Raw genomic sequence first — 13026 nt, forward strand, 5'->3', positions numbered from 1 at the left:
CATGGCGGTGCTGGGTTGGGTGCTCTCGACCATGGTCGTGGTCCTGCTCGCGGTCGGGCTCGCCGTGGTGATCCGCCGAGTGCTCGGGGCGCGCGTCGGTAGCCTCCGCACCGTCCTCGTGTCCCTCATGGCGCTCGTGGTCGGGGTTCCGGTCACCTCGGCGCTCGCCGAGCGCGCCGACCTGGGGTCCGCTGAGGAGGGTCTGACCGCCCCCGTGGCCGTCGGCGTCGTCTTCTTCTGCGTCGCCGCGCTGTGGGTCTTCGCCGCCTGCCTCGCCGTGGTGCTCGTGCTGGAGGTGCTGGTGCCGACCGGGTCGGTGCCCGGTCCGCGCCGTGCCGCGCTGGCGCTGCGCGACGCCGTGCGTCGCGGGCGACGGTACGCGCAGCTCGGCACGGTCGTCGTGACGTCGGGGGCCCTCGTCACACTGCGTCGGGGTCCGGGGTCGAGCACCTTCGGCCCCACGCTGGCGACGGTGCTGCAGCGGTCCGGCGTCACCTTCGTCAAGGTGGGGCAGATCCTCGCCACCCGGGAGGACCTGCTGCCGGAGGAGACCACCCGAGCGCTGGCGACGCTGCAGTCCGATGCCGAGCCGGAGTCGGCCGAGGACCTCTGCGCGACGGTCGTCGCCGAGCTCGGAGCCCCGCCCGGGGAGGTCTTCGCCTCCTTCGAGACGACGCCTCTCGCGGCTGCGTCGCTCGCGCAGGTCCATGCAGCGACCACCGTCGACGGACGGGATGTGGTGGTCAAGGTCCAGCGGCACGACGCGCAGCGGCAGGTGCTGGTCGACGTCGACATCCTCGGACGGCTGGCTCGCCGCGCCGAGCGGCAGTGGCCGTGGGCGCGCGAGATGTCGGTCGTGCGCCTGGCCGACGGCCTCGGGCAGTCGCTGCGGGAGGAGCTCGACTACCGCGTCGAGGCCGCGAACACGCTGGCCGGACGTGCAGCGCTCACGGAGTGGCCCGACCTGGTGGTCCCGGCGATCGACACGAGTCTGAGCACCCGGCGCCTGCTGGTCATGGAGCGTCTAGTCGGGCGACCGCTGTCGGGCGGCCCCGACGTCGTCGCCGGTCTGTCGGCGGAGCGACGTCAGGAGCTGGCCGACACGCTCGTGGCTGCCCTCCTTGACACGATCTTCGTCACCGGCGTGTTCCACGCCGACCTGCACCCGGGCAACGTGCTCCTCACCGACGACGGCCGCCTCGGCGTGCTCGACTTCGGCGCGGTGGGTCTGCTGGACAGCGAGACGAGGCACCTCCTGGCCCTGCTCCTGCTCGGCGTCCTCGGTGACGACGCGGTGACGGCCGTCGATGCGCTCGTGCTGGCCTTCGACGTCCCGACCGACACCGACGTGCTGGCGCTGCGGCGCGAGCTCGGCCGGGAGATCGCGGCACTGCAGCTTCGGTCGGTGCTCGACGCCGACACGTTCACCCGACTGTTCGGCGTCATGCGTCGTCACGGCATCGGCGTGCCGGGCGACGTGGCCGGCGCGTTCCGCACCCTGACGTCCGCCGAGCGCGTCGTCACGCTGCTCGACCCGCGACGCAGCCTGCTCGCGTCCGCCCGCGAGCAGCTGCCGTCCGTCGTGCGCAGGTTGACGTCGCCGCGCCGAGTCGGCACACAGGCTGCGGGGCAGGCGGGCGTGCTGGCGGCGGTGGCGCGCCGTCTCCCAGGCCGGGTCGAGCACGTGAGCCGGGCGCTCAGCGACGGCACGTTCACCGTCCGAACGAGGACACTGGGCCACACCCAGGACCGCACCTGGCTACGGGACCAGCTCAACGGGGCCTTCGTCGCGGCGTTCGGTGTCGCAGCCAGCGTGCTCGCCGTCGTGCTGGTGCTGGTCGGTGGAGGACCCGACCTCACCCCGCGTCTCTCGCTCTTCGACCTGCTCGGCGGCCTGCTCGGGTTCGCCGGCGTCACCGTCGCCCTCCGCGTCGCGGTCGGCATGTTCCATGGGCAGGAGCGGCCGTCGGACCAGGGTCGATGATCCACCCGTCTCGTCGGGCCGGACCCGCCGATCGTCGGTACGTTCGAGGCATGACGACCACGACGCGCAGCACGCACGCAGCGGCCCGGACCGGCACGCAGGGACTCGCGTGGGCGGTGCTCGTGGCCTCGGTGCTGGAGGTGGTCGCCCCCGTCGTCACGATCAGTGGTCCCGGCGCGTCGCCCGCCCAGGGCTCGGGGCCGGACCTGCTGATCACGCCCGTCGGCTGGGCGTTCTCGATCTGGGGCGTCATCTACACGTTGGCGATCGCCCAGGCCGCGGCCACGCTGGTCCGTGGGTCGGGTGCGGTGCCGCGGCGTCTCCAGGTCGACCTGGTCGTCCTCTACCTCGGCGGCACGCTGTGGATCCTGCTGGCCGCCCTCGACAGCAGCCTCGCGACCGCGCTGGCGCTGCTCCTCATGCTGGTGGCGGCGATCGACGCCGTGCTCACCGTGGGGCTGACCACGAGGGGTTCCTCGTTCGAGCCCGGCTGGTTCGCGGTGCTGACACGCACGTCGGTCGGTCTGTTCGCGGGCTGGGTCACCGCGGCGTTCTTCCTCAACCTGTCGACCGCGCTCGTCGACCTCGACGTGGTCTCGGCGCAGTCGGTCGGCTGGCAGGTCGGCGTGCTCGCCGTGGCGGCGGTGACGCTGCTCGCGGTGCTGGTCCGCACGGGCGGCGTCGTGGCCTACGCAGCCGCCGGGGCGTGGGCGATGCTCGGCATCGCGGTCACGGGTCGCGCCGACGGCACGACTCCGGTGCTCGTCGCCGCGGCCGTGGCCGGGGTGGCAGTCGTCGCGGCGGCGCTGGCGCTTGCGTTGCGAGGGCGCAGCGGCTGAGCGTCGGGCGCATCAACGGCACTCCCCGCGCGGTCGACGGTCACCACAGCACCTGCCCGACCGGCGTCACCGGGCCGGGAGCGTCCGCACCGATCATCTCGAGCAGGTCGATCTCGATCGTGCGGCTGATCGCCGTCATCGGGACGTCGTGCACGTCGTCGGAGAACGGGTCCGCGAGGTCCTTGCCGACCTGGACCGCGAGCAGGAACATCATGCCGATCAAGCCCGAGCCGATCGGTGTCCACCACTGCAGGTCCTGGTAGACCGCGAACGGCAGGATGACGCAGAACGTGCGGGCGAAGAACGAGGGCAGCAGCCGGTACTGCACGGGCAGCGGCGTCTTCTTGATCCGCTCGAGACCGCCCTGCGCGTCCGTCAGGACGCTGAGCGTCGACTCCACCTGCACGCGCGCGATGTCGTCGATCATGCCCCGCCGGTGCGCCTCGGACAGCAGCCGGCCGAGGTGCGTGAGCGTGGCCGTGGGACCGCTGCTGGCGTTCTTCACCCGGACGGCGGCGTCGCGCGGGAGGTAGCGGTCGATCTCCGGCGGCGGGTCCTGCTGGCGCAACGACGTCCGCAGGCTGTGCACGTAGGCGATCTGGGTGCGCACCATGTCGGGGCCGAGCTCGCGGCGTGCGTTCGCGACGGTCGGGTCGAGCAGGGTGGTCGCCTCCCGCGCCACGTTCCGGGAGTGGTTGACGATGCTCCCCCAGAGGGTGCGCGCCTCCCACCACCGGGCGTAGCCCGCGTTGACCATGAAGCCGAGGAACAGGGCGATGGCCGTGCCGTACAGCGTGTACTGGATCGTGATGCCGGGGAACTCGAACCACTCGAGCTGGAACGCCACGGTCACCCCGACGTCCCAGGTGAGCAGCATGACCATCGGCACGAGCAGCGGTCGCCAGACGGATGCGGACCTCGGGAGTCGCGAGGTGATCATGCCTCAAGCGTCGCCCGGCTCCTGGCCGCCCGCAGGTCGGACCGGGGCTGTGTGACCGAGGAGACCCTCAGAAGTGCGCCGGCCCTGACGACGGCGGATCAGACGACGCGGAACACGACGGCGAGGCGCTGGCGCACGGCGGGCACGTCGACCCCGGCGTCACCGGAGCGCAGCACCAGGGCCTCCAGCTCGGCGGGGCGCACCACCGCGACACCGCGGGTGGTGACGCCGTCGGTGGCCGGGCCGTCGTCGAGGACGCACAGGACCGGGTGCACCGGGACGTCGGGGCCCACCACGTCGCGCACGGCGGCTGCCTGCTTCAGCACTGTGTCGACCGGCCGCGTGACGGTGCGCCGACCCACGACGAGACGCTCGGTGCGGGGGCGCAGCCGTCCGCCCTCGACGACGACGCGCAGCTCGCCCCGGAGGTCGGACTCGGCGACCACCCAGACGCCACCGGTCGTGACGACGACGTGGTCGAGGGTGGCGGACGAACCGGGGACGCGGCGCCCGTGGAGCAGCCGCACGTCGTGGTCGCGCAGCTGGTCGAGCCGGCGTCGCAGGTCGGCGGACGTCTCGGGGGAGCCCACCGGCGTGCCTTCGTCGTCCGCGCACCGACGGTGCCGAGCCGAGGCTGCCAGGGCTGCGCCCCCCTCGCAGTCGAGGCATCGGACCGTCCCGTGGTCCGGGTCGGCGACGGCGGTCGTGCGCGGAGCGAGCGTGCTCGCGCAGAGGTTGCACGTGCCAGGCCGGCGCAGGACGATCCGGCGTTCGCCGCCCGACGTCTCGGCCCGGTGGCGCCCGTACGCGGGTCGCTCCACCTCGTGCACCGTCACCGTCAGACCCCCTCGCTCTCCACGACCGTCGGTGGCTGAACCGTACGCGCTCCCGCGCCATCCTGCAGGCGTTGATCGCCGGAGAGGGGAGCACGCGGAATAGTGGGGGAGGGCCGGTGCTTGAAGTAGATGAATCTTGAACTACTTTGGTCGAGAGACCACAGCGGAAGGTGACCAGCATGACCACGCAGACCGACGACACCACGACGACCCCCGCCGTGCAGTTCGGGCTCGACACGTTCGGCGACATCCCCCTCGGACCCGACGGGCAGCTGCTGTCGCACGCGGACGCCATCCGCCAGGTCGTCGAGGAGGCCGTGCTCGCCGACCAGGTCGGCGTCGACGTCATGGCGCTCGGCGAGCACCACCGCGACGACTTCGCGATCTCCAGCCCCGAGACGGTGCTGGCCGGCATCGCGTCGCGCACGGAGCGCATCCGGCTCGCGTCGGGCGTGACCGTGCTGTCGTCCGACGACCCGGTGCGCGTGTTCCAGCGCTTCGCGACGCTCGACGCGCTGTCGAACGGCCGGGCCCAGGTGATCCTCGGTCGCGGCTCGTTCACCGAGTCGTTCCCGCTGTTCGGCTTCGACCTCGCCGACTACGACGTGCTCTTCGAGGAGAAGATCCAGCTCTTCACCGAGCTGCTCAAGGAGAAGCCGGTGACCTGGTCGGGCACCACCCGTGCCCCGCTGCAGGATGCCGACGTGTTCCCGAAGACGGACTCCGGGCACCTCGACACGTGGGTCGGCGTCGGCGGCTCGCCGCAGTCGGTCGTCCGCGCCGCGCACTACGGCCTGCCCCTCATGATCGCGATCATCGGCGGCTCGCCCGATCGCTTCGCGCCGTACCTGGAGCTGTACGGCCGGGCCGCGGAGAAGTTCGGCACGACCGCGCACCCGGTCGGCATGCACTCGCCCGGGTTCGTCGCGGACACCGACGAGGCCGCCGCGCGCATCGCCTGGCCGCACTTCAAGGCCTCGCGCGACCGGATCGGCCGGGACCGTGGCTGGCCTCCGGTCACCCCGCGCGACTACGAGCGCGAGATCGAGCACGGGTCGCTCTACCTCGGGTCGCCCGAGACGGTCGCGCAGAAGATGGCCGCCGCCATCCGCACGCTCGGCGTCGGCCGGTTCGACATGATCTACACGACCGGCTCCACGCCCGCCGCGGACCGTCTGCGCTCGGTCGAGCTGTACGGCACCGAGGTGATCCCGCGGGTGCGCGAGCTGCTCGCGGCCGACACGACGGTCGCGGCCGGGACGGCGCAGGCATGACCACCGTCGGCATCCTCGGTGCCGGCAAGGTCGGCACCGTCCTCGCCCGGCTCGCCGTGGCGGCGGGTCACGAGGTGCTCGTGGCGGGGTCGGGGCCCGCGGAGGACATCGAGCTCACGGTCGACGTGCTCGCACCCGGTGCGACGTCGACGGTGGCCGAGGACGCCGCCCGCCGCGCCGACGTCGTCGTGCTGGCCCTGCCCCTCGGCAAGCACCGCACCGTCCCGGTCGACGCGCTGGCGGGCAAGGTCGTCGTCGACGCGATGAACTACTGGTGGGAGGTCGACGGCGTCCGGGACGACCTGACCGACCCGCGGACGTCGACCAGCGAGGTCGTGCAGGCGTTCCTGCCCGGCGCGCGGGTCGTGAAGGCGTTCAACCACATGGGCTACCACGACCTCGAGGACGGTGCCCAGCCGTCGGGCTCGGCGGACCGGCGGGCGATCGCCGTCGCGGGTGACGACGGCGACGCCGTGGCCGTGGTGTCGCGGCTCGTCGACGAGCTCGGGTTCGAGCCGGTCGTCGTCGGGTCCCTCGCCGACGGCGTGCGGCTCGAGCCGGGGACGGAGCCGTTCGGCGCGAACGTCGGCGCCGAGGAGCTGCGCGCGATGGTGGCGCGCTTCCCGGAGTCCGAGCGCGGTCGTGAGGTGCTCGCCGCCCGCGCCTAGCCGTGCTCGGTCGGCCGCGGTCGCCCGTCCAGGGTCAGCCGATCAGCTCGTCGGGCGCGACGACGCGAGGTCCGGCGTCGGTGGCGAAGAACAGCGGACGGCTCGCGAACGGCGCGATCCGCAGCTGACGGTGCAGGGCCCGGCACCAACGCAGGTCGGCCGCGGTCATGACGGTCGAGCGCCCCGGGCGGGCCTTCATGACCGCCACCCCGCCCCCGGGCGCCTGCTCCTCGACGGTCTCGACGAGCCGCTCGACGAGCAGGCCGAGCAGCTCCTCGTCGGGTGCCTCCGCGTACTGCTCGTCGTACAGCTGGATCACGTCGCCGGTGACCCGCCCCCGACGGTCGAGCACGAGCACGAACAGCTGCGGGGCCGAGTACCCGTGCCCGCCGTCGACGAACCGCCACGCGGCGGTGAGGGCAGCCATGGAGGAGAGCGAGCGGTCGAGAGGACTCATCCCCCCAGGGTCCTCACCCGGCTCGGGGTGGCCCAGCGCTCGTCCACAGGGCACGCGCTCGGTCTGCGGGGCGGGGGCTTCTCCGTTGGGTGGGGCTGCGCTGCTGCGGTCTCGTGGTCGGGTGGGGGTGCGTTGGCGCGGCTTCTCCCTCGGGTGGGGCTGCGCTGCCTCGGCTTCTCGTGGAGGTGGTCTCCGAAAGGGCCTCGACCGGGCGGCTGGCGGGCGCGCTGGTCGGGGTTCTCGGGCTGTGGCCCGCGTTGCACCCAAGATTCTCCCTTCGTGCGCGATTGGCCCAAGATTTTGCGTTTGCGCGGTCCGGCGGTGGATCTGCCACCGTACGGGCGCTGTTCAGGTGGCAGATCCACCGCTGAGCGGCGGAGGGCGTGAAGGATTCTTCCTTCTCGTGGAACGGTCCACGAGAAGGAAGAATCCTTCGTCTCCCCAACGCAAAGGGCAGCCAAGATTCTGCCTTCGCGCGTTGAGATCGGAACGCTTCTGCGTTCACGACGGGATCCCGTAGCAAACGCAGCATCCTTCGAGTGCCAGCGCACGAACGCAGAATCTTGCGTCCCCCGCGGGCCACAGCCCGAGACCCGAAGCCGGCTCCCGCCCAGCCGCCCGGTCGAGGCCCTTTCGGAGCGCAGGACGAGTCAAAGCCGCACCAACGCAGCCCCACCTCCCCGAGAACCCGCGCCAACGCAGCCCTATCTCCACGAGGACCCGCGCCAGCGCAGCCGCAGGCGACGTCGCGACACGCCGACGCCGCCCCCACCCGGCGAGGGGTGGGGGCGGCGTGGGGTTGGTGCGTCAGGCGGCGGCGGGGGCGGCCTCGGCGGGAGCCGGGGCGGCCTCGCGCGGCTTGCGGTCGGGGAGGGCGAAGCGGCAGATCTTCTTGGCGACGCTGAACAGCTGCTTGTGCAGCGGTCCGGTGTTGTACTCGATGCCGTAGCGCTCGCAGATCTCCTGGACCTCGACGGAGATGGCCCGGTAGCGGCGGGCCGGGATGTCGGGGAAGAGGTGGTGCTCGATCTGGTGCGACAGGTTGCCCGACATCAGGTGCAGCAGCTCGCCGCCGCTGATGTTGGCCGAGCCGAGCAGCTGGCGGTAGTACCAGTGGCCGCGCGACTCGTCCTCGCACTCCTCCTCGGTGAACGTGGCGACGCCCGCGGGGAAGTGGCCGCAGAAGATGATGTTGAACGCCCAGACGTTGCGGATGAGGTTCGCGGCGGCGTTGCCCGCGAGGGTCAGCGGGAAGAGCGGCCCGGTGAGGGCGGGGAAGACCAGGTAGTCCTTCAGGGCCTGCTTCTTCACCTTCTTCATGATCGCGGAGTGCATGTGCGCGTTCTCCTCGATCTTGCGCTTGCCCTTGACGATGTTCTCGACCTCGAGGTCGTGCATCGCGACGCCCCACTCGAAGAAGATCATCAGCAGGAGCGCGTACACCGGGTTGCCCAGGTAGTACGGGTGCCACTTCTGGTCGGCGTCCATGCGCAGGATGCCGTAGCCGATGTCACGGTCCTTGCCGAGGATGTTCGTGAACGTGTGGTGGATGTAGTTGTGGCTGTACTTCCACTGCTCGCCCGGGCACACGTTGTCCCAGTCGTAGATACGCGAGCTGAGGTTCGGGTCGCCCATCCAGTCGTACTGGCCGTGCATGACGTTGTGGCCGATCTCCATGTTCTCGAGGATCTTGGAGAGGCTGAGCGCGGCGACGGCGAGCGGCCAGGCCGGCGGCACGTAGAAGAGGGCGCGGCCGGCGACCTCGAGCTGCTGCTGACGCTTGACGACGCCGCGGATGTACTTCACGTCCTCCTCGCCGAGGTCGGCGAGGATGCGCTGGCGCAGCGCGTCCATCTCGTTGCCGAACGCCTCCAGCTGCTCGGGCGTCAGGTTCGGGACCTTCGGGTCGGACGCGCGGGTCTTGGTCTTCTTGGCGCGAGGGACGAACGGGATGGTGGTCATGTCGTGTCCTTCCGGGATGGGGAGGTCGTGAAGGTCGGTGGTCAGAGGTCGACGGCGCAGCTGCCGACGGGGGCCGAGACGCAGATGCGCACGTCCTCGTCGGGCAGCGACGACGTCTCGCCGGTGAGGATGTTGCGGACGGTGCCCTCGGTCTTGCGCGACGTGCACGAGAAGCAGATGCCCATGCGGCAGCCGAACTCGGGCGTCAGGCCGGCGGCCTCGGCCTGCTCGAGGATGCTCGAGCCGTCGTTCGAGGCCGTGGACCCGGCGAGGTTGAAGGCGAGGGTGCCCTCGGCGTCGTCGTCCTTCGCGAAGGCCGGCGGCTTGAAGAACTCGACGCGCAGCCGGGGGGAGTCGCCGTACGCCTCCTGCACGAGCTCGACGAGCCCGGCGGGGCCGCACACCCAGGTGTCCATGTCGGTGTAGTCGCCGCCGACCATGAGCCGCAGCTCGTCGGCGTCGAACAGGTGCGGGCCGTAGCGCAGGTGCACGGTGATGCCGTTGTCGGCGGCGGCGATCTCGCGCAGCTCGTCGGCGAAGATCTGGTCCTCGGGGGAGCGGGCGTAGTGGACGAAGGTGATCTTGCGCTGGGCGTGGCCGTCGTAGCCGTCGCGCAGGAACGTGCGGATGTGCGACATGACGGGCGTGATGCCCGACCCGCCGGAGATCATGACGAGGTGGTTGTTGGTGGGCGTCGCCGCGCTCTCGTGCACGGTGAAGGCACCCTCGGCCTGGCTGAGGTGCAGGATCAGGCCGGGCTGGGCCTCGCGGACGAGGTACTTGGAGACGATCCCCTCCTCGTGCGCGCGGACCGTGATGGTGAACCGCTCGCCGGGCAGCGAGGCGGCGGAGGAGATGGAGAAGCAGCGGGTCGTGCGACGGCCGCCGACCTCGAGGCCCACCTGCACGTACTGGCCGGAGCGGTGTCCGCGCCACGTGCTCGTCGGCTCGAGGGTCAGGGTGGCGACGGGGTGCTCGCCGTCGGTCTCGCGCGTCACGTCGACGACGCGGGCGCGGACGTCGGTGGCGGCCCACATCGGGTTGATCTGGCGCAGGTAGTGGTCGACGCCGTGCGGCGAGGTGAGCGACGCGAGCAGGCGGGAGCCGAGAACACGCTGGGCCAGCGGAGGGAGCGCGGCGGTGGAGGTCATCGGGCTGTGTCCTTCACGGGTCGGGATGGATGGTGTTGGTGGACACCTGTCCACCAACTGTCGGTATGTGACATCCCGGATGTCAACGTCCTGGCGCTGTGACTACGGGCACGTCCGGTGTTTGCGCAGGTCAGGGCCTCGCGTCGGTGGTCACGTGTCCACCGATGCGTATGATCTGGCTCATGGACGACCAGCCCGTCGCGCTCCCCACGCGCACCGAGCGCAAGGAGCGCACCCGTCGGGCCATCCTCGACGCCGCCCTGACGCTCACCGAGCAGAGCTCGTTGTCGGCCCTGTCGTTGCGGCACGTGGCGCGTGAGGTCGGCATCGCGCCGACCGCCTTCTACCGGCACTTCACCTCCGCGGAGGACCTCGGGCTGGCGCTCGTCGACGAGTCGTTCTCGAGCCTGCGGCGCACGCTGCGCGACGTCCGCGCCGCGCAGCCGTCGGTGGGCGGTGTCATCGGTCCGTCCGTCGAGGTGCTGGTGGACCGGGTCCGGGCCGACCCCGAGCACTTCGGCTTCATCAGCCGCGAACGGGTCGGCGGCCTCCCGGGCGTGCGGGCGGCGATCCGCCACGAGCTGGACCTCTTCGAGGCGGAGATCGCTACCGACTTCGCCCGCCTGCCCGGTGCCGTGCACTGGTCCACCGACGACCTCCGCACCTCGGCCAACCTCATCGTCATCGCCATGGTCGCGGCCGCCGAGCGGCTCCTGCAGGGGCCCGGCACGCCGGCGTTCGAGCGCGAGGTGACGCGGACGACCACCACCCAGCTGCGGATGCTGTCGATCGGTGCGATCCAGTGGCGCTCGCGCCCGCAGGACCGCGGTGGCAGCGGTCGGCTGCGGGCCACCGACGACACCACCACCAGATAGGCGCGACGTCGGGCGCGGTCGACGGTACCGATTCCGTGACGTTCCGGTGACATCGCGACGTTTTCCTCGCCACCGGCGGCTCGTGACGGGCATGATCGACAGGTGAGCCATCCGCTTGACCCGCTGACGTCCGACGAGTTCCGCGCCACCACCGCCCTGCTCTCCGCCGAGCACGGCGTCGGGGAGGGCTGGCGCTACTGCTCGATCGAGGGGCTGCAGCCGTCGAAGCAGGCGCTCGACGTCTTCGCGGCCGACGGCACGGTGCCGCCGCGCGTCGTCGAGGCGATCTGCCTGGAGCGTGCCACCAACCGCACCTTCCGTGCCCGCGTCGACCTCTCCGCCGACGCCGTCGTCCGCTTCGAGCACGTTCCCGACGTGCAGCCGAACGTCACGGTCGACGAGTGGGAGGAGGCCGACGCCGTGCTGCGGGCGCACCCCGAGGTCGTCGCCGCGCTGGCCGAGCGGGGGATCACCGACCTGTCGCTCGTGTTCATGGACACCTGGACCTACGGCGACGCGGTGATGCCGCAGGAGTGGAGGGACCGCCGGATCGGCTGGTCCGACACCTGGGTGCGCGCGGCCGAGGGCGCCAACCCCTATGCCGGTCCGGTCAACGGCCTGCACTGCGTCATCGACCTCAACAGCATGGAGCTGCTGCGCGTCGAGGACACCCACGCCGTGGCGCGCCCCGAGGTCATGGGCGAGTACGTGCCGCGGCACGTCCCCGACCGGCTGAAGGGTCATCGTCCGCCGCGGAAGCCCCTCGAGATCACCCAGCCGGAGGGCATCGGCTTCGAGGTCGACGGCCACGAGCTCCGATGGCAGAACTGGACCATGCGGGTGGGCTTCAACCACCGCGAGGGGATGACGCTGCATGCCGTCACCTATGACGACGCCGGCCGCACGCGCAAGGTCGCGCACCAGCTGAGCTTCGCCGAGATGGTGGTGCCCTATCGCGACCCGAGCGTCGACCACTACCGGCGCACCGCCTTCGACATCGGCGAGTGGGGCCTGGGCTTCATGACGCAGTCGCTCGAGCTCGGCTGCGACTGCCTGGGGGAGATCCGCTACCTCGACGCCGTCCTGCACGACAGCGCCGGTGAGCCGTACACCATCGCGAACGCGATCTGCCTGCACGAGGAGGACAGCGCCGTCGGCTGGAAGCACGTCGACCACGGGGCGCACGGGCCCACCGCGGAGGTGCGGCGGCAGCGTCGGTTCGTCGTGTCGTTCCACGTCACGGTCGCGAACTACGAGTACATCACCTACTGGCGCTTCTACGAGGACGGCAACATCGAGTGCGAGGTGCGGGCCACGGGCATCATGGTCGTCACCCACGTCGAGGAGGGCCAGCCGCACCCGCACGGGACGCTGGTCGACGAGCGCACCTACGCCCCGTACCACCAGCACTTCGTGGTGGCGCGGCTCGACCTCGAGCCAGACGGCCGGACCAACACGGTCGTGCGCAGCGAGACGGTCGTCGACCCCATCGGGCCGGAGAACCCGCTCGGTCTCGGGATCCGGCAGGTCAGCACACCGATCGCGGTGGAGGGCCACGACGACTTCCGCTGGGAGAGCCAGCGCGCGTGGAAGGTGGTCAACGAGCGGTCGCTCAACGGGCTCGGCACGCCCGTCTCCTACAAGCTCGTGCCCGGCGGGGCGATCCCGTCGTTCTTCGACCCCGCCTCCCCGGTGCTGCAGCGCGCGCAGGTGATCGGCCACACCGTCTGGGTGACCCCGCACGACGCCGAGGAACGCTGGCCCGCGGGGGAGTTCGTCAACCAGAGCAGGGTCGACCACGGCCTGCCGGAGTGGGTGCAGCAGGGCCGCTCGACCACCGACACCGACGTCGTGCTCTGGTACACGTTCGGCATCCACCACATCACGCGGCCCGAGGACTGGCCGGTGATGCCGGCCGACATCGTGTCGTTCTGGCTCAAGCCGGTCGGGTTCTTCGACCGCAACCCGTCACTCGACGTCGAGCCCCAGCCGTCGTCGGCCTGCCACACCGGGCCGGGCGCCTGCCACTGATGCCGGCGC

At 71.5% G+C, this 13026-nt stretch carries 11 protein-coding genes; 6 read left to right on the forward strand and 5 right to left on the reverse strand.

Going from position 1 to position 13026, the window contains the following annotated elements:
• Position 1: 1 nt before the first annotated feature.
• Entirely contained in the window at positions 2-1984 is a 1983-nt protein-coding gene (locus AC3WRM_RS01050; RefSeq protein WP_492246783.1) for an ABC1 kinase family protein, read from the forward strand.
• 50 nt (positions 1985-2034) lie between these two features.
• Positions 2035-2823 carry a TspO-related membrane protein gene (locus AC3WRM_RS01055; protein ID WP_492246782.1) on the forward strand — a complete coding sequence of 263 codons (789 nt, stop codon included), beginning with the start codon at positions 2035-2037 and terminating at the stop codon, positions 2821-2823.
• Between the two features lie 40 nt (positions 2824-2863).
• Here the strand turns inward: AC3WRM_RS01055 and AC3WRM_RS01060 are convergent, their stop codons facing one another.
• Positions 2864-3763, reverse strand: a complete 900-nt coding sequence (locus AC3WRM_RS01060) for a bestrophin family protein (protein ID WP_492246781.1) — start codon at positions 3761-3763, stop codon at positions 2864-2866.
• Positions 3764-3861: 98 nt separating this feature from the next.
• The gene (locus tag AC3WRM_RS01065; RefSeq protein ID WP_492246780.1) at positions 3862-4599 is read right to left on the reverse strand and encodes an NERD domain-containing protein; all 738 of its coding nucleotides are present in this window, start codon (positions 4597-4599) and stop codon (positions 3862-3864) included.
• Positions 4600-4778: 179 nt separating this feature from the next.
• Between AC3WRM_RS01065 and AC3WRM_RS01070 the strand changes: the two genes are divergently transcribed.
• Together AC3WRM_RS01070 and AC3WRM_RS01075 are read left to right on the forward strand one after the other, a co-directional pair.
• Positions 4779-5873 carry an LLM class flavin-dependent oxidoreductase gene (locus AC3WRM_RS01070; RefSeq protein ID WP_492246779.1) on the forward strand — a complete coding sequence of 365 codons (1095 nt, stop codon included), beginning with the start codon at positions 4779-4781 and terminating at the stop codon, positions 5871-5873.
• Positions 5870-6541 carry an NADPH-dependent F420 reductase gene (locus AC3WRM_RS01075; RefSeq protein WP_492246778.1) on the forward strand — a complete coding sequence of 224 codons (672 nt, stop codon included), beginning with the start codon at positions 5870-5872 and terminating at the stop codon, positions 6539-6541. Before AC3WRM_RS01070 ends, AC3WRM_RS01075 begins: the two co-directional genes overlap by 4 nt.
• 34 nt (positions 6542-6575) lie before the next feature.
• On the opposite strand, the gene AC3WRM_RS01080 is transcribed toward AC3WRM_RS01075, so the two are convergent.
• The 3 genes from AC3WRM_RS01080 to AC3WRM_RS01090 all read right to left on the reverse strand — a co-directional run bounded on the left by AC3WRM_RS01080 (position 6576) and on the right by AC3WRM_RS01090 (position 10111).
• Complete coding sequence (locus AC3WRM_RS01080) at positions 6576-6998, reverse strand: hypothetical protein (RefSeq protein WP_492246777.1); 423 nt, start codon at positions 6996-6998, stop codon at positions 6576-6578.
• Between the two features lie 807 nt (positions 6999-7805).
• The gene (locus AC3WRM_RS01085; protein ID WP_492246776.1) at positions 7806-8960 is read right to left on the reverse strand and encodes a fatty acid desaturase family protein; all 1155 of its coding nucleotides are present in this window, start codon (positions 8958-8960) and stop codon (positions 7806-7808) included.
• A 41-nt stretch (positions 8961-9001) separates the two neighbouring features.
• A complete protein-coding gene (locus AC3WRM_RS01090; protein WP_492246775.1) occupies positions 9002-10111 on the reverse strand; it encodes a ferredoxin reductase in 1110 nt (369 codons plus the stop codon).
• A gap of 182 nt (positions 10112-10293) precedes the next feature.
• Between AC3WRM_RS01090 and AC3WRM_RS01095 the strand changes: the two genes are divergently transcribed.
• Complete coding sequence (locus AC3WRM_RS01095; RefSeq protein ID WP_492246774.1) at positions 10294-10986, forward strand: TetR family transcriptional regulator; 693 nt, start codon at positions 10294-10296, stop codon at positions 10984-10986.
• Between the two features lie 102 nt (positions 10987-11088).
• A complete protein-coding gene (locus AC3WRM_RS01100) occupies positions 11089-13017 on the forward strand; it encodes a primary-amine oxidase (RefSeq protein ID WP_492246773.1) in 1929 nt (642 codons plus the stop codon).
• The last annotated feature ends 9 nt before the right edge of the window (positions 13018-13026 follow it).

The sequence above is a fragment of the Aeromicrobium sp. EU05-FHT14F07 genome (assembly GCF_058790455.1).